The 23,866-nt window shown below is 60.9% G+C and carries 25 protein-coding genes and 2 pseudogenes; 14 read left to right on the forward strand and 13 right to left on the reverse strand.

The features are described from left to right. The first annotated feature begins 114 nt into the window (after positions 1–114). On the forward strand, positions 115–816 hold the full coding sequence (locus AC1D1M_RS13885; protein ID WP_477776060.1) for an EthD domain-containing protein: 702 nt from the start codon (positions 115–117) through the stop codon (positions 814–816). Positions 817–885: 69 nt separating this feature from the next. On the opposite strand, the gene AC1D1M_RS13890 is transcribed toward AC1D1M_RS13885, so the two are convergent. Further along, positions 886–1,371, reverse strand: a complete 486-nt coding sequence (locus AC1D1M_RS13890) for a nuclear transport factor 2 family protein (protein WP_150724774.1) — start codon at positions 1,369–1,371, stop codon at positions 886–888. A gap of 209 nt (positions 1,372–1,580) precedes the next feature. Here AC1D1M_RS13890 and AC1D1M_RS13895 point away from each other — a divergent pair, with 209 nt between their 5' ends. From AC1D1M_RS13895 to AC1D1M_RS13910, 4 genes are read left to right on the forward strand one after another with little or no spacing between them, the layout of a single operon-like run. Next, positions 1,581–2,015, forward strand: a complete 435-nt coding sequence (locus AC1D1M_RS13895) for a nuclear transport factor 2 family protein (protein ID WP_150724773.1) — start codon at positions 1,581–1,583, stop codon at positions 2,013–2,015. Then, entirely contained in the window at positions 2,002–2,763 is a 762-nt protein-coding gene (locus AC1D1M_RS13900) for an SDR family oxidoreductase (protein ID WP_347908020.1), read from the forward strand. Before AC1D1M_RS13895 ends, AC1D1M_RS13900 begins: the two co-directional genes overlap by 14 nt. A 41-nt stretch (positions 2,764–2,804) precedes the next feature. After that, complete coding sequence (locus AC1D1M_RS13905) at positions 2,805–3,560, forward strand: SDR family NAD(P)-dependent oxidoreductase (RefSeq protein ID WP_477776061.1); 756 nt, start codon at positions 2,805–2,807, stop codon at positions 3,558–3,560. A 15-nt stretch (positions 3,561–3,575) separates the two neighbouring features. Beyond that, a complete protein-coding gene (locus tag AC1D1M_RS13910) occupies positions 3,576–4,352 on the forward strand; it encodes an SDR family NAD(P)-dependent oxidoreductase (protein ID WP_150724770.1) in 777 nt (258 codons plus the stop codon). Between the two features lie 141 nt (positions 4,353–4,493). Here AC1D1M_RS13910 and AC1D1M_RS13915 read toward each other — a convergent pair whose 3' ends face one another. The 3 genes from AC1D1M_RS13915 to AC1D1M_RS13925 form a co-directional block, all read right to left on the reverse strand. Then, entirely contained in the window at positions 4,494–5,399 is a 906-nt protein-coding gene (locus AC1D1M_RS13915; protein ID WP_477776062.1) for an NAD-dependent epimerase/dehydratase family protein, read from the reverse strand. Between the two features lie 85 nt (positions 5,400–5,484). Further along, complete coding sequence (locus tag AC1D1M_RS13920; RefSeq protein WP_477776063.1) at positions 5,485–6,363, reverse strand: SDR family NAD(P)-dependent oxidoreductase; 879 nt, start codon at positions 6,361–6,363, stop codon at positions 5,485–5,487. Positions 6,364–6,414: 51 nt separating this feature from the next. Continuing rightward, positions 6,415–7,251, reverse strand: a complete 837-nt coding sequence (locus AC1D1M_RS13925; RefSeq protein ID WP_477776064.1) for an SDR family NAD(P)-dependent oxidoreductase — start codon at positions 7,249–7,251, stop codon at positions 6,415–6,417. Positions 7,252–7,507: 256 nt separating this feature from the next. Here AC1D1M_RS13925 and AC1D1M_RS13930 point away from each other — a divergent pair, with 256 nt between their 5' ends. The 3 genes from AC1D1M_RS13930 (at position 7,508) to AC1D1M_RS13940 (ending at position 11,730) form a co-directional block, all read left to right on the forward strand. Further along, the gene (locus AC1D1M_RS13930) at positions 7,508–9,139 is read left to right on the forward strand and encodes a DUF1302 domain-containing protein (protein WP_477776065.1); all 1,632 of its coding nucleotides are present in this window, start codon (positions 7,508–7,510) and stop codon (positions 9,137–9,139) included. Positions 9,140–9,161: 22 nt separating this feature from the next. Next, the gene (locus AC1D1M_RS13935) at positions 9,162–10,535 is read left to right on the forward strand and encodes a DUF1329 domain-containing protein (protein ID WP_477776066.1); all 1,374 of its coding nucleotides are present in this window, start codon (positions 9,162–9,164) and stop codon (positions 10,533–10,535) included. 64 nt (positions 10,536–10,599) lie between these two features. Continuing rightward, positions 10,600–11,730, forward strand: a complete 1,131-nt coding sequence (locus tag AC1D1M_RS13940; protein WP_150724764.1) for a helix-turn-helix transcriptional regulator — start codon at positions 10,600–10,602, stop codon at positions 11,728–11,730. Positions 11,731–12,018: 288 nt separating this feature from the next. Here the strand turns inward: AC1D1M_RS13940 and AC1D1M_RS13945 are convergent. Next, a pseudogene (locus AC1D1M_RS13945) lies at positions 12,019–12,189 on the reverse strand (integrase core domain-containing protein); the annotation flags it as partial. Between the two features lie 100 nt (positions 12,190–12,289). On the opposite strand from AC1D1M_RS13945, the gene tnpA reads away from it, so the two are divergent. Together tnpA and tnpB are read left to right on the forward strand one after the other, a co-directional pair. Further along, positions 12,290–12,607, forward strand: coding sequence for an IS66-like element accessory protein TnpA (gene tnpA / locus AC1D1M_RS13950; RefSeq protein WP_477776067.1), 318 nt, complete (start codon positions 12,290–12,292; stop codon positions 12,605–12,607). After that, positions 12,604–12,954 carry an IS66 family insertion sequence element accessory protein TnpB gene (gene tnpB / locus AC1D1M_RS13955; RefSeq protein WP_477776068.1) on the forward strand — a complete coding sequence of 117 codons (351 nt, stop codon included), beginning with the start codon at positions 12,604–12,606 and terminating at the stop codon, positions 12,952–12,954. Before tnpA ends, tnpB begins: the two co-directional genes overlap by 4 nt. Here the strand turns inward: tnpB and AC1D1M_RS13960 are convergent. Both AC1D1M_RS13960 and AC1D1M_RS13965 read right to left on the reverse strand, forming a co-directional pair. Continuing rightward, on the reverse strand, positions 12,880–13,140 hold the full coding sequence (locus AC1D1M_RS13960) for a DUF4158 domain-containing protein (RefSeq protein WP_477776069.1): 261 nt from the start codon (positions 13,138–13,140) through the stop codon (positions 12,880–12,882). The genes tnpB and AC1D1M_RS13960 overlap by 75 nt on opposite strands. A gap of 208 nt (positions 13,141–13,348) precedes the next feature. Further along, the gene (locus AC1D1M_RS13965) at positions 13,349–13,807 is read right to left on the reverse strand and encodes an HvfA family oxazolone/thioamide-modified RiPP metallophore (RefSeq protein ID WP_477776070.1); all 459 of its coding nucleotides are present in this window, start codon (positions 13,805–13,807) and stop codon (positions 13,349–13,351) included. Positions 13,808–14,070: 263 nt separating this feature from the next. Between AC1D1M_RS13965 and AC1D1M_RS13970 the strand changes: the two genes are divergently transcribed. The 3 genes from AC1D1M_RS13970 to AC1D1M_RS13980 all read left to right on the forward strand — a co-directional run bounded on the left by AC1D1M_RS13970 (position 14,071) and on the right by AC1D1M_RS13980 (position 16,756). Further along, positions 14,071–14,439 carry a type 1 fimbrial protein gene (locus AC1D1M_RS13970; protein WP_477776071.1) on the forward strand — a complete coding sequence of 123 codons (369 nt, stop codon included), beginning with the start codon at positions 14,071–14,073 and terminating at the stop codon, positions 14,437–14,439. A gap of 392 nt (positions 14,440–14,831) precedes the next feature. Next, a complete protein-coding gene (locus AC1D1M_RS13975) occupies positions 14,832–15,191 on the forward strand; it encodes a DUF6124 family protein (protein ID WP_477776072.1) in 360 nt (119 codons plus the stop codon). Positions 15,192–15,490: 299 nt separating this feature from the next. Continuing rightward, complete coding sequence (locus AC1D1M_RS13980) at positions 15,491–16,756, forward strand: epoxide hydrolase family protein (protein WP_477776073.1); 1,266 nt, start codon at positions 15,491–15,493, stop codon at positions 16,754–16,756. A 12-nt stretch (positions 16,757–16,768) separates the two neighbouring features. Here the strand turns inward: AC1D1M_RS13980 and AC1D1M_RS13985 are convergent, their stop codons facing one another. Beyond that, complete coding sequence (locus AC1D1M_RS13985; protein ID WP_477776074.1) at positions 16,769–17,785, reverse strand: M14 family zinc carboxypeptidase; 1,017 nt, start codon at positions 17,783–17,785, stop codon at positions 16,769–16,771. Positions 17,786–17,956: 171 nt separating this feature from the next. Here AC1D1M_RS13985 and AC1D1M_RS13990 point away from each other — a divergent pair. Further along, positions 17,957–18,442 (forward strand): annotated as a pseudogene (locus AC1D1M_RS13990) (TetR family transcriptional regulator C-terminal domain-containing protein); the annotation flags it as partial. On the opposite strand, the gene AC1D1M_RS13995 reads toward AC1D1M_RS13990, so the two are convergent. The 5 genes from AC1D1M_RS13995 to AC1D1M_RS14015 form a co-directional block, all read right to left on the reverse strand. Beyond that, positions 18,398–19,402 carry a DMT family transporter gene (locus tag AC1D1M_RS13995; RefSeq protein ID WP_477776075.1) on the reverse strand — a complete coding sequence of 335 codons (1,005 nt, stop codon included), beginning with the start codon at positions 19,400–19,402 and terminating at the stop codon, positions 18,398–18,400. The pseudogene AC1D1M_RS13990 and the gene AC1D1M_RS13995 sit on opposite strands and share 45 nt — an antisense overlap. Then, positions 19,402–20,100 carry an ABC transporter permease subunit gene (locus AC1D1M_RS14000; protein WP_477776076.1) on the reverse strand — a complete coding sequence of 233 codons (699 nt, stop codon included), beginning with the start codon at positions 20,098–20,100 and terminating at the stop codon, positions 19,402–19,404. The genes AC1D1M_RS13995 and AC1D1M_RS14000 overlap by 1 nt, the downstream gene beginning before the upstream one ends. Before the next feature lie 18 nt (positions 20,101–20,118). Beyond that, on the reverse strand, positions 20,119–20,832 hold the full coding sequence (locus AC1D1M_RS14005) for an ABC transporter permease (protein ID WP_103397408.1): 714 nt from the start codon (positions 20,830–20,832) through the stop codon (positions 20,119–20,121). A gap of 141 nt (positions 20,833–20,973) precedes the next feature. Further along, on the reverse strand, positions 20,974–21,756 hold the full coding sequence (locus tag AC1D1M_RS14010; protein ID WP_477776077.1) for a transporter substrate-binding domain-containing protein: 783 nt from the start codon (positions 21,754–21,756) through the stop codon (positions 20,974–20,976). 27 nt (positions 21,757–21,783) lie between these two features. Next, on the reverse strand, positions 21,784–23,787 hold the full coding sequence (locus AC1D1M_RS14015; protein WP_477776078.1) for an aminotransferase class I/II-fold pyridoxal phosphate-dependent enzyme: 2,004 nt from the start codon (positions 23,785–23,787) through the stop codon (positions 21,784–21,786). Positions 23,788–23,866 lie beyond the last annotated feature (79 nt).

Here is a 23,866-nt window from a genome sequence, read left to right on the forward strand (position 1 = left end):
GTCTGTTTGAGGGATTCCACGGTCTTTCCCGTGACTGACCATGGTTTGAAGGCCTCACCTGGAAGTCGACACAGGCCAAGATACCCACTCACTGAAACGAGGATCTTTATCGCTATGGAAAAAGTCATCTACCTGCTCTGGCGTGATACGCAGACCAGTCGCGAAACCTTCGTCCGACGCCTGCGAAGCGAGGTCGCCGAACAGCTGCAGGCCTTGGGCGCCCAGGGTCTGCAATTGAACCTGGCCGACGCCGATGTCGAACCTGCAGCCGGCCTGCGCCAGGAGAACAACCGGCCGTTGCCCGACGCCAGCCTGTCGCTGTGGCTGGACAGCGCCAACGGCCCCTCGCGTCGCCCATTTGACAACCTGATCGTTGCCGCGACGGCACGCATGGCCGCCTATCTGGTCTGCGAGTCGGTCGCGATCCGCAACACCCGCTTCCCCGCCACACCCGGCGAGCGTACCCACGGTTTCGCCCAGGTGGCCCTGCTGACCCGCCCGCCGCGCCTGACACCGGAGGCCTGGCTGGACATCTGGCGCAATCACCACACCCCGGTGGCCATCGACACCCAGGACAACTTCCAATACGTGCAGAACCTGGTGGTATTGGCATTGACCCACGGCGCTCCGCGGATCGACGCTATTGTCGAAGAGTGTTTCCCACCAGCGGCCATGACCGATCCCCAGGCCTTTTTCGATGCGGTTGGCGACGAGGCGAAATTCCAGCGCAACCTGGTCGCGATGATCGACAGCTGCAATCGCTTTATCGATTTCGACAAGATCGATGTGCTGCCTACCAGTCAGTACTGCCTGTAGGTCGATCTGCATTTCTCGGTAACTGCCATAACGCCCGACGCACTGCGCCGGGCTTTTTCATTGGTTTGTCTACGCGTGGCAGGCCGCATCGAACAGGCTGGCAGTCAGCTTGAACTGTTCGGGCAGCGGTGAAGTCAGGGTCTCGAATACGCGGCGGTACCCTGTTGCAAGGATCTGCCAGGCCCCGTCGCGTTTGACGTATTCATCCTGGTAAAAAGCCGTACCGTGCAGCATCCAGCCCCCGTCCAGATCAATGACATGATCTTCCAGGTACCAGGTGCCCCTGGCCTTGTCGGGCGCCAGCATTTCGATCTCCGGATGATGGCCCTGGTGCTTGGACAGCAGGCCGGGCCTGTCCATTATTGCCTTGAGCCCCTCTACGAATGCAGCGCGGCCATCGAAGCTGTACTTGCCACTGTCCAGGGCGGTTTTCACATCTTCGGCCAGGCAGGTTTCGAACAAGGTCCAGTCGTGGCAGTCGAGCGCGCGAAAGTAGCGGTACTTGAGCTGTCTGATCTGCTCGATTTCGAGGTAGGTGTCCATCGTGATAGCCATCGGTTGTGCTCCTGTGGGTGGGTCTTCGCGCAGGATAGGCAGGGGGTGGGCGACACTCATCGTCCGGCCAGACTACGGCCTGCCCGAAGCCTGTTTGAACGATACCGCCCTGCCCCTTGCGGTAGTCTCCTCGGACGATGCCCCCCCTCCTCCGGAATGCGAGTTTGACCGCACCTGCACCATCGCAGGGCAGATAAGGAGGCTCGAGAATGTCCAAGGCATCGCACCAGCAAGCGCTCTACGAACTCATCTGTCGTTATGCCCAGGCAGTCGACCAACGCGACTGGGCGGCGCTGTCCCGCCTGTTCACCCCCGAGGCAACGCTCAAGGGGCCGGGGTTCAGCTTCGATGGCGTCACCGCCATCGTCGAAGGCATGAACGGCCTGGGCCACTACAGCAAGACCCAGCATCACATCCATAACCACCTGGCTGAAGTGGATGACTTGCAAGCCAGCGCGGAAACCTACTGCGTGGCCAACCATCTCTATGAGACCGAGGGTATCGAGCGCAAGCTCGACTGGGGCATTCGCTACCGCGACCGTTTCGCCTGCATGGACGGCATCTGGCACTTCACGTGCCGCGAGCTGTTGCTCGACTGGAGCCAGGACCTGCCCCTGCGAGGAGCCCCACATGAAACGCGTTGAAAACAAGGTCGTGCTTATCACCGGCGGCGCCAGCGGCGTTGGCAAGGCCGATGCCCTGCTGCTGGCCGCCGAAGGCGCCCGCGTGGTGGTTGCCGACGTCAACTGCCAGGCCGGCCAGGCCGTGGCCGATGAGATCGGTGCACATGCCCTGTTCATCGAACTGGATGTGGCCGACGAAACACACTGGCAACGAGCGATCGCCAAGACCCTGGCCCACTTCGGACGCCTGGACGTGCTGGTCAACAATGCGGCGATCTGCCCGCTGGGGACTATCGAGCAAGCCAGCCTGGAACAGTGGCGCAACGTCATGCGGGTCAACGCTGACGGCTATTTTCTCGGCTGCAAGTACGCTGTCGAGGCGATGAAAAATAATGCCGCGGGCGGCTCGATCATCATGATGTCTTCGGTCGCGGCCCTCGCCGGCCTGGCGCCGATGTGCGCTTACAGCAGTTCCAAGGGCGCGGTGACCGCGCTGACCCGCAGCGTGGCCGTCCATTGCAAGCAGCAGGGCTACCGCATCCGCTGCAATTCGGTGCACCCGGACGGCATCTGGACCCCGATGACCCAGGCCATGGTCCCCGACCTCGACCCGGTAGCCCTGGGCATCGGCGACAACCCCATGGCGCGCATGTGCATGCCCGAGGACGTGGCCGACCTGGTGCTGTTCCTCGCCTCGGATGAATCGCGCTTCATCAATGGCGCCGAACTGCGCATCGACAACGCGCAGCTGATTTCCGGTATCGCTTGATGTTCCACCAACAAAAAAAGTCTCTGACAGAGGTACCACACATGAACATGCTCAAAGGCAAAGTAGCCCTGATCACCGGTGGTGGCCAAGGGGTCGGCCAGGGTATTGCCTATGCCCTCGCGGATGAAGGTGCAACGGTCGCAGTGGCAGGCCGCACGCGCGCCACCCTGGAGCAAACCTGTACAGAAATCCGTCGCCGTGGCGGCATCGCGCTGGTCGTGGAATGCAACGTGATGAGCCAGGCCGACATCGATCGCTGCGTCGCCCAGGTAGTAGAAGCCTTCGGCGGACTGAACATCCTGGTCAACAATGCCCATATCGTGCCGTTAGGCAGCATCCTCGAGGTCAGCGACGAAGCCTTCATGCAGGGCATCGACTCGGGCCCCATGGCCACCCTGCGCCTGATGCGGGCCTGCTACCCCTACCTCAAGGGCGACGGCGCGGTGATCAACCTGGCCTCCTCGGCGGCGGTACGCTGGGACGCATCGGGCTACGGCCATTATGCCGCGACCAAGGAAGCAATCCGAGCCCTGAGCCGTGGCGCCGCTTGCGAATGGGGTGTGGATGGCATCCGTGTCAACGTCATTGCGCCGCATGCGCTATCACCGGGCCTGCGCGGTTGGGTCGAAAACAACCCGCAAGAGGCCCAGGCCTTTTTCAGCAGCATCCCGTTGCGCCGGGTCGGCGATTGCGAGACCGACATCGGTCGCACCGTCGCCTTCCTGGTCAGCGACAACGCACGTTACCTGACTGGCGCGACCATCCCGTTGGATGGCGGCCAGGCTTACTGGGGTTAATCGAGGAGAACCCGTATGCAACGTTTAGCAAACAAAGTCGCCATTATCACCGGCGGAGCCCGCGGCATGGGCGCACAGACCTGCCGACTGTTCGTCGAGCACGGCGCGCAGGTGGTCATCGCCGACCTGCTGGAAGCCGAGGGCCAGGCCCTGGCCAGTGAACTGGGCGACGCCGCCAGCTTTCGCCGCCTGGATGTCAGCGACGAGGGAAGTTGGCAGCAACTGGTTAACGAGACGGTAGAACGCCTCGGACGCATCGATGTATTGGTGAACAACGCCGCCGTGCTGGTCTTCGGCTCCCTGGAGCAACTGTCCAAGGCCGACTTCGAGCGGGCGCTATCGATCAATCTGACCGGTACCTTCCTTGGCATCCATACCGTGGCGCCGATCATGCGTGAGCAGCGCGCCGGCTCGGTCGTCAACATCTCGTCGGTGGACGGCTTGCGCGGAGTCAACGCCCTGGCCGCCTACGTCTCCAGCAAGTGGGGCGTTCGCGGGCTGACCAAGGTTGCGGCGCTGGAGCTGGGCCCGCATGGCGTGCGGGTCAATTCGGTGCATCCGGGCGGGGTCGATACGCAAATGTCCAACCCCACCGGCGCCCCGCGCGACTCGCTCAACAACCAATACCGTCAGGTACCGCTGCAGCGCATCGGCGCCCCGGAGGAAATTGCCCGCGCCACGCTGTTCCTCGCCAGCGACGACGCCAGCTACTGCAACGGCAGCGAACTGTCGGTGGATGGCGGCGCGACTGCTGGTTTCTACTACGAAGGCTTGCCGGGTTCGCCCATCTGAATCATGGGGCACCAATAAAAAAAGACCCGCATGTCGTGCTGGCCTCAGACGATCCCCCGCCTTTCAAGCGGGGGGAACTTTTAATAGTGTGAATCGCCTGCCGACACCGGCCATGCAGGACAAGGCCGGTGTCGGTTGTCTCTAGCCGCGGTACTGACTCACCACTTCGCACACCGCGCGCTGGATATCCTGGCGCACGTAACCGAGCAATTCGGCGTCCTGCGCGTCGGGCTGGTAGCTGACGGTGTTGCCACGCCCGGTATAGAGTGCCATGTCCGGAAGCAGCGGGTGCTCCTGGTCCAGAGATGGCATCTCGGCGTCGTTGCCGACAGCGCGCAGGAAGGCCTGGAAGTATTGGGCGTAACTGAGATTCTCGTCCCCCACAAGGTATGCCTTGCCCGACTCGCCGCGCTGCAGTGCACCCCAGATTGCCTGGGATAGCGAGCGAGTAGATATGAAGTTGCTGCCACCCGCCGGACCGTAGAACGGCATTGGCGCGAACTTGCCTTCAGCATAACGGGTGTAGGCCTCGAACATATCCACCTTGAGTCCCGGCACCATCCCTACAACGAAGGGCGCGTTGACGCTGCAGACTCTGAAGTCCGGCCCGGACAGTGCTCTTGCACCTTCATCCGATAGATGACGCGAGCGCACGTACGGGATGCTGTCGATCAACTCAGGTGCCACTTGAGGATAAAAGCTGCCCACCAGCACCGCCTGCTTGATCCCGGCGCTACGAGCCAGCTCGAAAAAGCGCGGGATGGCCTCGACATTCGCGCGTTGCCAGTGAGCATCGATATCACCCTCCTGCGGAACGTGGCGGATGTCGCTGCCGGCAGCGAACACCAGGGCATCGAAGCTGGCCAGCTCGTCCCGGCTGAGGGTACCCGCGATGTAGTCGCACTGCAGTTGTTTCAACTCGGCGAGGGCGCTGCTTGCGGCCGCCGGTTTGCGGCCGGCGATAGTCACGTCGTTACCCAGGTCCTTGAGATAGAGGGCAGCATGACCACCGATCAGGCCGGTCCCGCCAATTACGAGAATCTTCATCGAATATTCGCTCCTGCTTGAGCCCGAAGTCGGGCCGTTTTTTTGGGGGAGGGGAAGCGCCCGGCCAACGCCGGACGCGCACAGCTCAGATAACGCGCGCGGGGTGCTGTCGCCGAGGAGCACCGAGCATCTCGCGATAGGACGGTGGCTGACGTCCGGCCTCATCGCTGATGCCATAGCCCAGGGCCAGCTCGGCGCTGATCAGGGTCTGCCCGGAGAGGCTGGCCAGTTCCGGGGCATCGAGCAGCGAGCGGATCACTCGACCGTTGAATTCCGGAGTTTCTGCCATGGCCATGAAGGCATCGTATTGGTCGGTGCGCTCCGCTCCGGCAATAGCCGTGCGTTCGGTACGCTGCGGGCCGAGCCAGAGAGATATCGCGGCAACGCCGGTGCCCTCGAAGTCCACCGCCATATCCGCGGCCAGCTTGTCGCAGCCGGCCTTCTGCGCACCATAGGCCGGACCGTGCATGTAGCAGCCGGCGCCGAAGGAGGACACAAACGCAATCAGGCCGTGTCCGTTACGCACCAGCAGGGGCGCGGCAAGGTAGCTGGCGACATAGGCCGAGCGCAGACCGACGTCGAGGATGTCCATCAACTCCAGGGGTTTCTCCCAGAACGGCCCCGGATCTATCAGGTTCTCGTGGAGCAAGGCGGCGTTGTTTACCAGAAGGTCGAGCCGCCCCTGCTCGCGTTCGACGCGGGCGAAGAGTTCGCGTACCTGTTCATCGTCGCGGTGGTCGCAGGACACAGCGATGCCCTTGCCACCAGCGCGAGTCACTGCCTCGGCGGTTTCCGCCAAACTACCAGGCAGTGGCTGACCGCGCAGCTGGCTGGTGCTGGCGGTCGCTGAGCGGGCACTGAGGTAGACGGTCATGCCCGCCGCACCGAGGGCGATGGCAATGCCCTTGCCAACGCCGCGGCTGGCGCCAGTGACAACCGCGATCCTGGAATTATCCGATTTCATCTGTGCTTCCTTATTATTGTTGGTGGTGATTCGAAGCCCATCAGCGCGGGGTCAGAAATTGAAACCGTTACCGCTGATCACCGGCACGTTGGTCCAGGTACCGTTCGGGGCGCGGTACCAACCCGCGGCGGCCAAGGCACCGCCGTCCACATGAAGCGTGGTGCCGGTGACCCAGCCCGACAGCGAGCTTGCGAGAAACAGCGCGGCACCGGCCATGTCCTCGGCCTTGCCGAAACGGCCGAGGGGAATCCATTGCGGGATCTGCCCCTGATGCTCCGCCGCAATCATCATCGACATTGGCAATTGCGCCGTTTCGGTGGATTCCGGCGCGATCTGGTTGACGCGGATGCCCACAGGCCCAAGCTCCAGGGCCAGACTCTTGGTAAAACCGCTGATGGCGGACTTGAATGCGGCATAGACGCTGCAATTGGGAATGCCGCGGAAGCCCTCGATCGACGACAGGCTGATAATGCTGCTGCCCGCGCCCTGACGTCGCAGCAGCGGCAGCATGGCGCGGGTAACGCGAAATATGTGCTGCAGGTTGACGGCGTACAGCCGGTCAATATCGTCATCGCTGTAGGCATCGAAGGGCTTGGCGATCATCAGCGAGTCACCGACGTTGTTCACCAGCACATCAAGCCCGCCGAAACGCGCCTGGACCTGCTTGGCCAGGTCTGCCACCTGCTCCTTGACGGTGACATCCGCCTTCACCACCAGGGTCTCGGTCGCGCTGCAATCGAGAAACTTGCGAACGTCCGCTGCACGCGTGGCATCGACCTCCGCGACCACCAGGCGTGCGCCCGCCCGGGCAAAGGCTTCGACAATCGCGCGGCCAATGCCTGCTCCACCGCCAGTGACCAGTACTGTTTTTCCTGTGAAGTCCATCATCCCGCTACCCTCGTCTGCTTGTCGTTTCGGCGATTGTTTGCCGGCGCTACCAGGGCGGCATCGTCCTAGGGGACTACCTCGAATCTAAAGGGCGCACAGCCGCAACAGACGGTGCGGGCATGCAGAAGGCGGTCTTTCGACATCTAGTCCTGTAGGACGATGAGGACGTACAAGCGTCAACTCCATAGTCATGTCGCAGCGTTCACACCCCGACACATACCGACCGGGCAATACCTGGCTCAGGTAAGAGGACGACATGATAAAAACAATAATCGCCCAGCAACCCCTGCGTTCCGCCGCTCGCTTGTCCCTGGCCATGTTGGCCGGTGGGCTGGCTGGTCAAGCCCATGCCTTGAGCTTCCAGCCCAGCGAAGACTTGAAGGTCGAATGGAACACCAACCTCACCTATGGCCTGGCCTGGCGCACCGAGTCCCGCGACAAGCAGTTGTCCGATGGTTTCCCCAACCCTTTGATCGCCAACATCGACGACGGCAACAATGCCTTCGACCGCGGTAGCCTGATCAGCAATCGATCCAGCTTCCTCACCGAGATAAACCTCAACTGGCAACAGGATTACGGCCTGTTCATGCGCGCCAGCGGCTTCTACGACGACGTCTACAACCGCGACAACGACAACGACACCGGCACCTCGAACTGCTTCGTTGGCGGCGAATGCTCAAGTCCCAAGCACTTTTCCCAGGAGACCATCGACCAGCACGGACGTGATGTACGTCTGCTCGACTCCTATGTATACGGCAGCTGGAACCTGGGCGGGCATGACCTCAACCTGCGCCTGGGCGACCAGGTGGTCAGTTGGGGTGAAAGCCTGTACATCGCCAACGGCATCTCCGGCGCGCAAAGCCCGGCCGACGCCACCAAGGCCAATACCCCCGGGGTCGAGGTCAAGGAGATCTTCCTGCCGGTGGGCCAGCTGTTCGGCCAGATCAGCGTGACCGATAACATAGGTCTGCAGGCTTACTACCAATACGAATGGCGCAAGACCGAGATCGACGGCGTCGGCAGCTTTTTCTCGGTCACCGACCAGATCGACGAGGGCGGCTTCACCGATGCCTTCGGCCTGACCCACCGCCTGAAGGACGACAAGCCCAGCGACAAAGGGCAGTACGGCGTGGCCATGACCTATATGGCCGAAGCACTGAACAATACCGAATTCGGTTTGTACTACTCGCGCTTCCATGACAAGGCACCGCAGCTGGATTTCCTCAGCCACTGGAACGAAGCCGCTTACCTGGTGCGTTACTTCGATGAAGTCGACCTGTTTGGCGCCAGCTTCTCCACCGTACTTGGCGAAACCAACGTCAGTGGCGAGATCAGCTACCGCGACGGTGCGCCCGTAATGGTGGATACCGGCCTAGTGCCTTACTCGGTACGAGGCAAGACCCTGCAGACCCAGGCGTCCTTCGTCCACATGCTGAGCAACACCTGGGTGGCCGACACGGTCAGCCTCACCGGTGAAGTGGGCTACAACCGCGTCCTACAGAACGACAAGGCGCCAAGTTTCAATGTGTTCGTCGCCGATGGCACGGGCGGGTTCGCCTCCCTCACCACGCCGAACACCGACACGCTGTTCAACGACACGTCGTCTTGGGGCTACACCGTCGGCGCCACCTTTTCCTACCTGAACCTCATCAATGGCTGGGACATGAGCATTCCCCTTGTGTTCAGCCAGGCGGTCAACGGCGACTCCTCGCTGCTCGGCAGTTTCGGCATGGGTGAGGGAGACAACCGCCTGGGTGTTGGCGTCAGCTGGAGCTACCTCAACAACCTGACCCTCGATACTCGTTACAACGCCTTCCTTGGCGACGCCAAGGACACCCCGCTGGCCGATCGCGACAACCTCGCCATCAGCGCCAAGTACAGCTTCTAACTCAGTGCGCCGGAGAATCCACATGCATATTCAGCACAAGACCCTATTGCTCAGCGTGTTGCTTGCCAGCAGTTTCAGCAGCGTCGCACTGGCCAAATCAAGCCCTGAAGAGACCGCCCGCCTGGGCCGCGAACTCACCCCCATGGGTGCGGAAAAAGCCGGCAATGCCGAAGGCAGCATCCCCGCCTGGAGCGGGAAATGGCGCGGTGCACCGCCCAACCTGAACTACGCCGGCAGCGGCAGCCAGTACCCGAATCCCTACGCCGATGAGAAACCGCTGTTCACCATCACGGCACAGAACATGGCGCAATACGAAGGCAAGCTTTCCGACGGCCAGAAAGCCCTGTTCCAGCACTACCCGCAGACGTTCAAGATGCCGATCTACCCCAGCCATCGCGATTTCCGCTACTCGGAAAGGGTCGAGAGCAACATTGCGAAAAATGCTGTCGATGCCGAACTGATCAGCGATGGCAACGGCGTGAGCAATGCCATTGGCGCCTCTCCCTTCCCCATCCCGAAAAATGGCTACGAGCTGATGTGGAACCTCAACCTGCCTGCCCGGGCCTGGAAGGAGGACGCCGTCTACACCATGGCCCTTACCCTGTCCAACGGAGAGCGCTCGCTCGAGTCCATGGACTACAAGATCTACTCGGTCTGGGACGACCCCAAGGAAAGCGTCGGTAGCTCCGGCGGCGTGCAGGCCTACGCCATGGTGTCCACCCTGGAACCTGCGCGTAAAAAGGGCGAGATCATCCTTGCCCACACGTTCACCGACCCCATGGCCTCTCCATCCCAGGCCTGGCAATACGTTCCTGGCATGCGTCGGGTACGTCGAGCCCCCACCGTGGCCTACGATACCCCCTTCGGTGCCGGTGGCTTTCGCGTGATGGATGAAGACCGCCTGTTCAACGGTGCGCCGGATCGGTACGAGTGGAAGTTGCTCGGCAAACAGGAGATGTATATCCCCTATAACAACAACAAGCTCGACGATCCTGGCCTGAAGCTCGACCAGTTGCTGGCCACCAAAGGCCACGTCAATCCCGATTACATGCGTTACGAGTTACACCGTGTCTGGGTTTTGGAAGCCAACCTCAAGCCCGGCAAACGGCACGTCTATGGCAAGCGCAGGCTCTATATCGACGAAGACTCGTGGATCGGCGTGCTGGCCGACAACTACGACGGCAAGGGCGCCCTGTGGCGCAGCAATATGCAGACCACGGTGTACGCCTACGACATGCAGGGCTTCCAGGCGCGCCTCGCGATGTTCCATGACCTGATCGCCGGTTCCTACCTGACCGACCGCCTGCTCAATGGTCAACCCCCCGCTCGCCTGAACAGCAGCAGTTTCGAAGCAGACTACTTCACCACTACCAACCTGCGCAAACTCGGACGCTGACAATCAGAGCCACTGCCCGAACGCCACGCGGTCGGGCATCAGGCTCACACGACATGAGGTCAATATGCTACGTCCCCTCAGCCTTGAAGAATTCAGCGGCATGCTCGGCAGCCTTTATCAGGGGCCGCTGGAAAATATTCCCTGGAGCACCTTTCTCGACCAGCTCAAATGCTCGATGGGGGCCAAGCACGCCACCCTCACCCTGCGACCGCCGAGCCAGCACGTGGACGGTCTGAGTATCAACACTGCCGGCTCCTCGGCGGCGATCTCGGCGTCCTACAATCAGTACTTCTACACCCTCGACCCCTTCACCGACCTGCCCAATCGCCAAGTCGTCATCTGCACCGAATTCGTTTCCGAGAAGGACTGGCTGGAATCCGAGTTTTACAAGAGTTTCCTGGAACCTGTGGATGTGTTCCATGTCCTTGGAGCCGACATCAACACCAGCCTTGGCTCCAAATGCCGGATCCGCATCTCCCGCGATCGCGCCAGCGGCCCATTCAATCAGCAAGACAAGGAGTTTCTTGCCTCGTTCCTGCCGCACCTTGAACGTACCCTCATCCTGCACATGTACCTCAACCGCATCGAGAGCGAACGCAACCTTTACGCTGGCGCCGTCGACAAACTGGCCGTGGGCACCATCATCCTCGACCAGGAAGGAAAGATCCTGCAGAGCAATCGACTCGCCCAACGCCTGCTGGCGGAAAGGGACGGTATCGAACTGGTCAACGACGGTCTGCAAGTTGGGACGGTGCGCGATTGCCAGGAGTTCCACAAACTGATCGATCAGGCCTTGCTCTCGCAGAAGGGCAAGAACCCCCCGCTTGTCAAGGCCATGCGCGTGCAACGCCCTTCCGGGCGGGTCAACCTTGGCCTGATCGTGCGCCGCGTGCAGCAAAGCGAATGGAGCGACGGCAGATACTGCCCGGCAGTGGTCATTTTCATCAGCGACCCCGCGCAGAAATCCAACGCCCTTGAAGAGATCGTCCGGTCGCTGTTCGACCTGACGCCTGCCGAAACTCACCTGGCCTTTCAGTTGGCCAATGGCCAGACCATTGATGAAGCCTCGGATGAGCTCGGCATCAGCCGCAACACGGCACGTGCGCAACTGCGTTCTATCTTTTCGAAAACCGGGGTCACCAGCCAGACCTTACTGGTGCGCTTGATTCTGCGTAGCGTCGCCACCCTTGGTTAAGCGGCCAGCCACGCACGATCAAACGGGTTACCTTTAGCGAGGGATGATTATGAAAACAAAAAGAACACTATTTATCGCCGCGCTATTGTGCATTGCCACTTTTGGCTGTGTGGCGCTTCTAGTGACAATCCCGACATTGCAGCATACAGCCATCAGTCAATGTCAAAAGTATGGATACTCGTGCTTTCTAATACCCTTCAGATTCTGGCCTTGAGTCTCTGGCTATCCTATAAGGCTGCTGGAGTTCTCCGTGGACTCGCCCCTATAAAACCGGACACCAACTCCCCGTTAAATTGATGCCGCCGCCAAGCGCCTAAACTCCCGTGGTGAGCGGTATTTCAGCGCGCTGTGCGGCTGCTCCTCGTTGTAACGCTCGAAGGCAATTGCCAAGTTGCGCAACGCTGTTTCCCGATCAGGTTTGAGCATGTGCGCGATGTAGTCGCGCTTGATCGTTTTGACGGTAAGGGCCGGCGAACACACCTTCCGAGCCCGGCCGATAAGGGCGATTGTGTCCGCGTAATTTTATGCGGACGCAATTACCCTTAATGTCAGGATCGCCATGCGTGAACGTAAGTCCTACACAACATCCTTCAAGGCCCAAGTCATCCATGAATGCGAGCAGCCCGGCATTTCCGTGGCAGCCATCGCGATGAGTCATGGTATCAACGCTAATGTCGTGCGCCGTTGGCTACCGCTTTACCGTGATCAGCAGGCTGCCGCGCTACCAGCTTTGATCCCTTTGAAAGTCGAATCAAAACGAGTGGCTGAAGCGCCGGCGATCATTAAATTACCGCTTGGCCAGCAAACGCTCACGGTGAAGTGGCCAATTTCCGATCCTGAAGGGTGCGCTCGATTCATTCGTGGGCTCACCCAATGATCCGCATCGATGCCATCTGGCTCGCCACCGAGCCCATGGACATGCGTGCTGGCACCGAGACCGCGCTGGCCAGGGTGATCGCGGTGTTCGGTGCGGCGAAGCCGCACTGCGCTTATCTATTCGCCAACCGCCGCGCCACTCGCATGAAAGTCCTGGTGCATGACGGGTTTGGCATCTGGCTGGCTGCTCGCCGATTGAATCAAGGTAAGTTTCACTGGCCGGGTATTCGCCAAGGCTCTGAACTTGAGTTGGATACCGAGCAACTTCAGGCTTTAGTGCCTGGGCTTGAGTTTCTGAAGAAGTTCATCGAAAAGAACGAAATAGTGCAGTTGCTGAAAGACCTTTAGCTGGACTGCCAGGCCAATCGACAGGGCCGGACTCTTGGCTGTGTTATTGACCCATTCGATCTCCGAATCAGACAGGGAATAGCTTCGATGAAACTCCTTGGTGTGCAACTGACTGGGTAAGAGAGGGTAGATCTGTTGTTGAGTACTTCTAGCTGCAAGCAACCGTTTTGCGAGTAGGGTGTCCACCGACCGCGTTTGGCTGATGGCTGCCCTTGATGAGAGGCAGCTTTTGGCCGTTCTCTGCCGGTCATGGTTACAAAGCCTGCTGGTCAAATCCGATGCAATCGGTGGTCAAGTAGAGTGCAATTTCGCGCCTGACGACCAAACCAGTACTGCCCACGCAAAAAACCCTTCCTGCGCTAGAACACAGGAAGGTTTTTTTCGTTGCGGCCGATCAGTCTTTAGCCTGGCTCAACTTGGTGAACAGCTCGGTCGGTACTTTCTTGCCGTTGGAGGTGAACTGGTTGGTGCGGTACTTGTAAACCTCCCCCTCGGACAGGAAACCGTCGCCGTTGGTGTCCATCGCCTTGAATTCCTCTGCGCCCTTGGGCGCTACGGCCAGCAGCTCCTTGAGCGAAACGCGGCCGTCATGATCGGCGTCGGTGCGCGCGAAAGACGCATCGCCGCATTTGCCCTCACCGCATTTACCCTCGGCCTGGGTCTTTTGGGCGCTGGCTTCGGCACCGCACTTGCCTTCGCCACACTTGCCTTCGCTGGTCTTTTCCGCGGAAGCCAGTTGATAGCCCTGAGGCAAGGCTTCGGCGGAAAACGCCGAGGACGCGAAGTTGATACCGCCGACCAGTGCTACAGCGATCAGGCCAATACGGGTTTTGTTCGACTGGATACGAGACATGTTGATACTCCGGATCAATGGCGCGGCGGGACCTCTATTGGTCGTACCGCAAGGGTTGATAAACCTGGTTGCGAGGTGCGTTGTGCATCTCGCTTTGGCAGGTCTATTTGGCCCCGGTGGTGTATCCCGGCTGTATCCGTGGAGAGCTGGTTTTGTATGGCTGTACGAGGATGTCGTGCCTTGATACACGGTGATACAACAAATGCCTCAAGCAACTACCCTTCATTGACGACCTAGACCTTACAACTCAAGGAGCGTCAGGCATGAACGGTAAACGTATAACAGCGGGATTGAGTCTTTTGTTCGCACTCAGTGGTGCATGCCTGGCGGCGCCGGGCACCATCAGGTTTCAAGGCAGCATTGTGGAGCCGGGCTGTCAGTCACGGGTGGGTACGGATGGCACATTCGAACTTTACCAATGCGCTGCCCAGAGCCGCGCGATGGGGATTGAGGCAAACACCCTCGCGCCAACCGCCAGTGTGAGCGCTGTCGGTCAAACCAGCATCAACGTCAAACTGCTCGCTGACAGTGGTCGGGAAAGTCGTTATTTCGATCAGCAGTTTGTGTTGGTGGATGATGCAGGCTCACCGATCCGTTCCGGAAACTACCTGATTACCCTCAGCATGCCTTGATCACGGGGTGCGCGCAGAGCGTCTGCATCTGAGCAATAGCACTTGTTTAAAAAGGCTGTAGGTTATTTCCTGAAAGCTACGACACCTTGCGTCGTTGCCTACGGTTACGCCAGAATCCGCCGGCTTGTGCGCCTTGCCCCTGGTCTCTATCGTTTCTGCGCCACTGCCCATCAGTGGTCGGGTCTGGAAACCCCGGAATGAAAATGGCGCGACTGCGCCTTTCATAACTATGCTTGCGCGCTTTTAAGTGTGCACTCCGTTATGGCGGCTGTGCGCGGGAGACCTTCGGGTCTACCGGGTTGCCGTTTCCCCGGGTTTCCAGCCTGCGTACAGCTGCCACCCCTTCGTCTGGAAACGAACGTGGCAGCTTCAACCATGAAGCGGAGACAGCTATGTTCAAAGTCACCCCCAACCCGCCGGACACCGATCCGACATCCCCGTACGAACCCGATTCAAACAAGCTCAACGAGGCCGCCGAGCGTGCGCTCGCCTTTCACTTCCCCTCGACCGCAGACATCAAAGCCACGCCGCGCACGCCTGGCTCCCTGTTTACCGTGGACCCCAAGGTCGATACCGAAACCCTGATGGTGTATCTGGTCGAGACGCTGGCCTCGGTCGATGTGATGGTGCATCAGTTGGTGGATCATCTGGACGGCGGATCGCGCAATGCCCTGTTGGGGATTTCCAATAGCGTGATGTTGGCGGAGATCACGGCGAATCGGGTGCTGGATCAGATTGATCCGCCTGAGTAGATGTCGCCTGCCGGGACGAGTGATGTTGTTCGCGTTGGGCTGCGCGGCTAGCTTTTTTTGGGACCGCTGCGCGGCCCATCGCGAGCAAGCTCGCTCCCACAGGGATTTGGGGTAGTCAGTTAAAAAGGGCTGAGCCAGTATCGACGCCCCCCTTCCCGCCGGTGGTCGTTCCGGTGCAGTCCTTCGCATAAACCTGCTTGCGCGTCCCGTTGAACGAGATCAGTCTCAAGAGCTGTATCGACCTTCGCCCCTGCTCTTCGGGCACGGGTGAAGGCATGCCTCCCAGCGAGGAAATGAAGATGAAATCTGCTTTCGTCGTCCTGCTAATGGCCCTCGCACTGTGCAACTCGCCCCTCGTGAGCGCCGCTCCCGCCGCCGACGCTGTTGTGCCCTTCCACGTCGATATCCAGGATCAACAACTCACTGACCTGCGTAACCGCATCGCGGCAACGCGCTGGCCGGACAAGGAGACGGTGGGTGATCGATCACAAGGTGCACAGCTGGCGAAACTGCAGGAGCTTGTTCGCTACTGGGGCACGAACTATGACTGGCACAAGGCTCAGGCGCAGCTCAATGCCTTGCCCCAGTACACGACCACCCTCGATGGGGTCGCTATCCATTTCATCTGGGTGCGCTCGCCGCAGCCGAATGCTTTACCGATGATCCTGACCCACGGTTGGCCAGGCTCGGTACTGGAGTTCATCAAGGTGGTCGGACCGCTCACCGATCCGGCCGCTCACGGGGGCAATAGCGCGGATGCATTCGACGTGGTGATTCCGTCGATCCCCGGCTACGGCTTCTCCGGCAAACCGACTGAACCCGGATGGGACCCGGACCATGTGGCGCGGGTCTGGGGGCAATTGATGCAGCGGCTGGGGTACTCCCGCTACGTCGCCCAGGGTGGCGACTGGGGCGGCCCCATTACCAGCGCCATGGCGCGCCAGTCCGTGCCCGGGTTACTGGGCATTCACCTCAACCTGCCGGCGACGGTCCCGCCGGAGGCGACCGCCGCACTCGCTGTCGGCGGTCCCGCACCTGCGGGGTATTCCGAGCAGGAACGCGCGACCTACGACGCGTTGGCGGCGTCGATTAAACAGGGAAACCTGGCCTACAGCGCGATGATGGCCGCGCGGCCGCAACTGATTGGCTACGGCGTAACGGACTCCCCGGCATTCCTCGCGGCATTCATGCTCGGTCACCCGGGATTTGCCAAGTGGACCTATGGCGCCGACCCACAGCAATCGCCAGGCAAGGATGAAGTACTGGACGACATCACCTTGTACTGGTTGACGAACAGCGGTGCCTCGGCAAGTCGGTTCTATTGGGAAAACAAAGGTCGCAGCCCGCTTTTTTCTGCGGCACAGAAGACCGGCGACATCACACTGCCGGTAGCCGTTACGGTATTCCCTGATGATGTCTATTTCCCGCCGGAGAGCTGGGCCCGACGCGCCTATCGCAACCTGATCTACTTCCATCAGGCGGCCAAGGGCGGCCATTTCGCAGCCTGGGAACAGCCGGAGCTCTTTACCGAGGAACTGCGCGCGGCGTTTCGGCCGCTGCGCTGAATCACCTTCGTATCAATTGGGGTCCAGCAACCCGCCGCTCCAGTTGCGTGACACCCGGCTGCCGGTGAATTTCGCCACCCCCATGCCCTGAGGTATCAGACGATCGCGATAGCGCGTCACCAGGCGCCCCGCTTGCTCGGCGTGCAGCACCACTTCGGAGGATGGGTCGCCCGGGGTCCTGAGAATTCGGGCAAACCTCTGGCCTTCTTCGACGAAATCCCCCAGTTCTTTTTCGAAGATCAGCACCCCGGGTTGCGGGGCGATGATGGTTTCCATGTGGCCCATTTCCACGGCTTCGACGGGCCAGTCCGCAGGCGCCACTGACTCATCGATGACACCGCAACCGCACAGCCAGTTGTACAGCCCTTCGGCATCAGACTCGGCGAAACGGTCGCTGACATCGCCCTGCCCGCGCAGCTCCAGGGTCGCAGCCATGCGCCCCGCAGTGACTCCGTCGCGTATCCACGGAGCAATGATGGTTTCCTCGAAGGAGCCATCGCCGCCGTCATCCCAGATGATCGCCACATCCATCTTCATCGCCGCCGCCAGTTCGCGGCCACGGGGCCAGAAACTGCGGTGTACGTAGAGGTACGGCAAGGCCTCGTCATCGGTGTGCAGGTCGAGCATCACGTCGGCCGGGGCGGCCAGTTGCACCAGTTTCTTTTGCCACTCCTGAACGCAGGTCGAAGGTCGTTCCATGGCCGCCGACTGGTCGAATGAGCGATTGAAGTTATGCCCGGTGGCGTCGTGATAGCGACCAAGGATCCGCCCCTGGCGAAACTGCCCGATGCCCAGCGGATTGGCCTGCGGCACCACGGTCACATTACCCTTGAGCCGGCCCTGGGTTTCGGCGGTTTGCAGTCGTTGCATCAGCAGGTGCAGGACCAGCATCCCGGCGATTTCATCGGCATGTACGCCGGCTTGCAGGTGCACGTTTGGCCCGCTGCCGTCACCTGCATAACGCCGGGCACCGACCCGCACGGCGTCGCCATTGTTGTTGCGCACACTGAATGAAATATCCTGCGGCATTGGCTTTCCCTCCCGTCATGAACGTTGAAAAACGTTGTATCGCTGCTGCCGAGGCTGGTGATTGAACAGACGTTCAACTAAGCTCGGCATCGTGGAACCTCACCCAAGGACAGCCTTGTGACAACCGATGCCCCGAAAAACCGTCGCGCCGAACCCGATGACCGTCGCGAAATGCTGGTGGCCGCCACCCTGCGCTGCCTGGGCCGTGACGGTCACGCCGGGATTTCCGTGCGACGCATCGCCACCGAAGCCGGGGTGTCCGTGGGGTTGCTCAACCATCACTTCGGCAGCATCGAGGTACTGATCGCCGACACCTACCAGCGGCTCGCGAGTGAACTGACCACGGCCCTGCTCCAGGAAATCGAGCAGGCCGAGACACCCGCGCAAAAGATCGATGCCTTCCTGGAAGGCTCGTTCTCGCCCCGGGTCATGGACCCGCAACTGCTCGGCGTGTGGGTGGTGTTCTGGAGCCTGATTCGTCACTCCGAACACGTCAGCCAGTCCCACGAAAAAAGCTACCGCGCCTACCTCGATCTGATCCGCCAGTTGCTCGACGGGTTGGCCGCCAGCGAAGGCTTCGTGATTCACGACACGCGCCTGGCCGCCATCGGCTTATCGGCGATGCTCGACGGTCTCTGGCTCGAGTGGTGCCTGAACCCCGAGACCTTCAGCGCCGCCAACGGACTGCATATCTGCCGCTGCTGGATAAAGGGGCTGCGTCACGGAGCATTCAGCACCGACGACGTCCTGTGACGGATGCCGGCCGAAGATCATCGCCAGGGTGCCACTGACTGCGATCAGCCCGGCACCGATCATCAGCGACGTATCCATCAGCGTGCCCCAGACCAGGCTCGACAGGGCAAACGCCCAGATTAGCCCGGTGTATTCGAACGGCGCGAGCAAGGTCGCGGTGGCGCGGCGGAAACTGGCGAACAGCAGGAACTGACCGATGCCGCCCACCAGACCGGCGCCGAGCATGCCTAGCCAGGCGGGCGTCGGTGATGGCGTGTGGGTCCATGGCAGTGCGACCGCCATGCAAATCACGAACACCACGTTGGTGATCAGCATCTGCTCCAGCACTGAGGTCTGCTCATCCACCTGGCGCAGCTGGATATAGGTGAACGCCCAGCACATCGCCGCCAGCAGGGTCAGGACGATTGGCAACGGATCGGTCATGTTGTCGGGGCGACAGGCAATGACCACCCCGACAAAACCGATGATCAGGCTGAACCACTGCCAGCCGCTGGCGCGCTCCTTGAGAATCACCGCCGCCAGCACCGTGACCATGATCGGTGCGGAAAAGTACAACGTGGTCATCTCGGCCAGGGTCAGGTCCCGGGCCGCCGTGTAGTACAGCACCCAGGCGACAATCGACAACAGACCGCGCACCACCAGCAGGTGCCGGCTCGGTGAGCGCCAGGCCCGCTGGATCAGGCGCAGGCGCCCCGCCAGCAGCACCGCCACGACCACCACGGCGGCGCGCCAGAACAGAATGGTGACCACCGAATAGTCGGCCACCAGCCACTTGATGACCGCATCCTGCAACGACAGGAATGCGTAACCCAACGTGCACAGGCCAATGCCCTGCAACGACCGGTCAACCCGTGGCGAACTCATCAGGCCGACCTGCGTACCGGCGTCCCGCGCCGTTCGGCAAAGGCAAACAACGCCTCGATCAGGAAGGTCAGGCAAACATAGACGCCGGCTACCAGCAACAAGGGTTCGTACACCTGCAGGGTCTGCGCGCGAACAACGTTGGCGGCGCCGAGCAGATCGATCACGGCAATGGTCGAGGCCAGCGCCGTGGACTTGAGCAGCATCACGGTTTCCCCCGCCAGCGTCGGCAACAGCAGGCGCAGGGCCCGGGGCAAGCGCACTCGCAACAACGACTGGCGCGCGGTCATGCCGAAGGCCGAGGCCGCTTCCATTTCACCCTTGGGCACCGCCAGCAGGCCACCGCGAATCACTTCGCCGACATAGGCCCCCACCGACACCACCAGGGCGAACACGATGTACCAGTAGCCATCACGCAGATAAGGCCAGAGAAAGCTGCCGCGAATCAGCGGGAACTGGGCAAACAGGCTACCCAGCCCGTAGTAGTAGATATAGATCTGGATCAGCAACGGCGTACCGCGCGTCACGCTGGTGTAGAACAGGCTGACCTTGGCGATCACCTTGTTTTTCGAGATCCGCGCCAGTGCCACCAGCACCGCCAACAGGTAACCGAACACACTGGATACCAACAGAATGACGAGGGTCGTTTGCAGCCCCCGGCCCAACAGTGCCGCGTATTCAACTATCCACGCTGGAATCATTTCATTCTCTCTGCCGGTTCAGTCAACAAGAGGCATCCAGCGACGAATGCGTCGCTCCAACCGTCCCGAAAGATAGTTCGACGCCAACGTCACCGCGTAATACAACGCCGCAGCCGTGAGGTAGAACAACAGATAGTGGCGCGTCGACCCCGCGCCTTGCTTGGCGGTGTACAGCAGCTCGTTGGTGCCGACCACGCTGATCAGCGCACTGTCCTTGATCAGGTTGATCCACAGGTTGGCCATCCCGGCCATGGCGTAAGGCGCCATGATCGGCAGCGTGACCCGACGGAACAGCCCGAAACCGTTGAGGCCGAACGCCTTGGCCGCTTCGATCTGACCGAAGGGAATCGCCTGGATCGCCGCGCGGAAAATCTCCGAGGCGTAGGCACCCTGCACCAGCCCCAGCACCACGATGGCCGCCAGCGGACCGCTGACATTGACCACGCCGTAGCCGAGTTGGGTCATCAGCGAGTTGAGGAGCATGGAGCCGACGTAGTACAGCAACAGAATCAGCAGCAATTCCGGAACCGCCCGGAACAACGTGGTGTAGCCGCGCATCAGCGCCGCAATCGGCTTCGGCGCGCCAAGCTTGAGGCACGCCACCACCAGCCCGATGGCCAGCCCGAGCACAAAGGCCCCGGCGGAAATCTGCAGGGTCATCCAGAGCCCCTTCAACAGCGCACTGCCCCATCCCTGCTCGGTGAAATTGATCAGATCGAACATTGCCGGCATATCAGTCTCCCCTGATCCTGTGGGAGCGAGCTTGCTCGCAATGAGGCCATGCCAGTCAATATCTATGGTGACTGAACCACCGCTATCGCGAGCAAGCTCGCTCCCACAGGTTTTGCATTTACTTCAAGACCTGTGTTCAGGTCAGAACGCTGGCTTCACGCTGGTGCCGAAGTAGCTCTGGGACAGGTCGTCGTAGTCCTTGCTCGCCAGCAATTGCTGGATGGCCTTGTCGAGTCTGGCCTTGAGTTCGGTGTCGTCCTTGCGCAGGCCGGCCCCCACGCCTTTGCCGAAGATCGGGTCATAAGGCACGGTGCCGAGGTAGGCCAGGTCCTTGGCATCCGGGGTCTTGATGAACGCGGCCATGGCGGTGCCGTCGGCCATCATCAGGTCGATGCGCCCGGCAATCAGGTCGGCGTTGGCCGAGTCCTGGGTGTCGTAGTACTTAACGTCGGCAATTTTTTCGTAGTAGGTCTTCAGGTAGCTGGCGCTGACTGTCGAGTTCTGCACGCCGATGATCTTGCCCTTGAGGTCATCCGGGTACTTCTTCACCGACGCCTCTTTCGGGCCGACGACAGCAATCACCGAGTCGTAGTAGGCCTTGCTGAAGGCGATCTGTTTTTCCCGTTCTTCGGTCACCGACATCGACGAGAAAATCACGTCGATCTTCTTCGCCAGCAACGATGGAATGATGCCGTCCCACGCCACTTCCTTGATCTCGCAATCGGCTTTCATTTCGCTGCACAGCTTGTGGATCAGGTCGACTTCGAAGCCCTTCCACTCACCGTTGGCCTGCTTTTCGGTGTACGGCGGATAGGGTTCCGCTGCCACCGCGAACCTGATCGGCTGTGCTTGCGCCGCACTCATGCCGGCCAGCAATACGCAGGCCGCACCGGTCAACCAGTTTGCAAAACGTCGATTTCCCATGTTGTTTTCCCGTCTTTTTATGATGAGTTAGCGAGTCTGATGAGCGTTGACGAATTGTCGGCAACGCTCGCTGCGTGGGTGTACGAACACTTCGTCCGGCGAACCGGTTTCCTCGATCAGCCCTTGATGCAAAAAGGCGACTTTGGATGAGACATCGCGTGCGAACGCCATTTCATGAGTCACCAGGATCATGGTCCGGCCTTCTTCGGCGAGGGAGCGGATCACCCGCAGCACTTCCCCGACCAGTTCCGGGTCGAGTGCCGAGGTGGGTTCATCGAACAGCATGACCTTGGGCCGCATGGCCAGGGCCCGGGCGATGGCCACCCGTTGTTGCTGTCCCCCGGAGAGAAACGCCGGGTACTCGTTGCGCTTGGCCGCAAGCCCGACGCGTTCGAGCAGGGCTTCGGCCCGTTCAGTGGCCTCCGCACGGCTTTCACGCAGGACCTGGGTCGGCGCTTCGATAAGGTTTTCCAGCACCGTGCGATGGGGCCAGAGGTTGAAGTTCTGAAACACCATGCCCAGGCTGGAACGGATGCGCACCAGTTGTTTGGCGTCCGACACCAGCGGTGCGCCGGGACGATTCTGGTTAAGGTGAATGCTTTCGCCATCGACCAGGATGCGCCCCTGGTCCGGCACTTCGAGCATGTTGATGCAGCGCAGCAAGGTACTTTTGCCCGAGCCGCTGGCACCGATCAGGGAGATCACGTCGCCCTCGCGGGCAGTCAGGGAAACGCCCTTGAGCACTTCGATATTGCCGAAGCGTTTGTGCAGGCCATCGACTTCAATCATGGTTTTGGCGGCGACCGGTTCGACGGTCGCGGTGCTGGTCACCGTGCCGATCACCGGCCGCGGCGCTTCACCGTTGAGCACCTGGACAAAGCCGCGAATGCGCTGACAGGCCTGGGCCAGGCGCTCGTCACTGAGGGTGAACGACAGCCGTACAAACCCTTGGGCCGGTTCGCCGAATGCCGCCGCATCCAGCACCGAGACACCGGCTTCGCGCAGCAGGCGCCAGGCGAATTCCAGCGAGGTCAGGCCGGTGCCGCGCACGTCCACCAGCACGAACATGCCGGCATCGGGGTTGAGCACGCTGATGCCCGGGCAATCCGCCAGGCCGGACACCACCAGATCGCGGCGCCGACGATAGATCTCGCGCATGCCGTGGGTGACTTCGTCATGGGACTGCACGGCCTTGAGCGCCGCTTCCATGACAAACCCGGGCAAGCCGTACAGCATGCTCAGCACCAGGGTTTCGACATGATTGACCAAGGCTTCATTGGCCACGACCCAGCCGGTGCGCCAACCGGTCATGGCATGGGATTTCGACAGGCTGCCGATCACCACGCAGCGCTCGGCCATGCCCGGCAACGCCGCCAGGCTTTGGTGTTCACGCTCGTAGGCGAGGCTCTCGTAGACCTCGTCCACCACCACCCACAGGTCATGGGCGATGGCGAGGTCGGCGATGGCTTGCAGCTCTTCGCGGTTGAGCACTACGCCCGTGGGATTGTTCGGGTTGGAGAAGAAAATCGCCCGGGTGCGCGGGGTAATGGCCTTGGCCAACACGGCGGCATCGAGGCGGAAACCCGAGTCCGCCGCGCAGGGCACCCGCACCAGCGTGGCGCCGGATGCCTTGAGCGTGGCTTCGTAGGTGACGTACATCGGATCGAAGGCAATCACTTCGTCACCGGCACCGAGCAGGCACATCGAGGTGGCGAACAAGGCGTTCTGCGCACCTGCCGTGAGAATGACGTTCGACGCCTGCAGTTCGCGGTCGATCAGTTGGCTGTAGCGGCCGGCAATGGCCTCGCGCAAGGCTTGGCGACCGGCGATTTCGGTGTAGTGGGTATCCCCTTCACGCAAGGCGTGGATGGCGGCATCGGTAATGAAATCAGGGGTGGGGAAATCCGGGTCGCCGACGCTGAGGATGATCACGTCCTCGCCTTTGCGCTGTGCCGCGCTGGCCGCGTAGTGGATATCCCAGGCGGCAACGCCTTGGCCACTGATCCGTTCAACAAAGGGTGAAAACCGCATGCCAGTGCCTCGTTCGAATTGAAGAAACGCAAGCCCGCAACCAGCCGGGGGAAGGTGGCCCCCAACATAGTCCAGACTG

The organism is Pseudomonas sp. P1_F7, assembly GCF_056405655.1.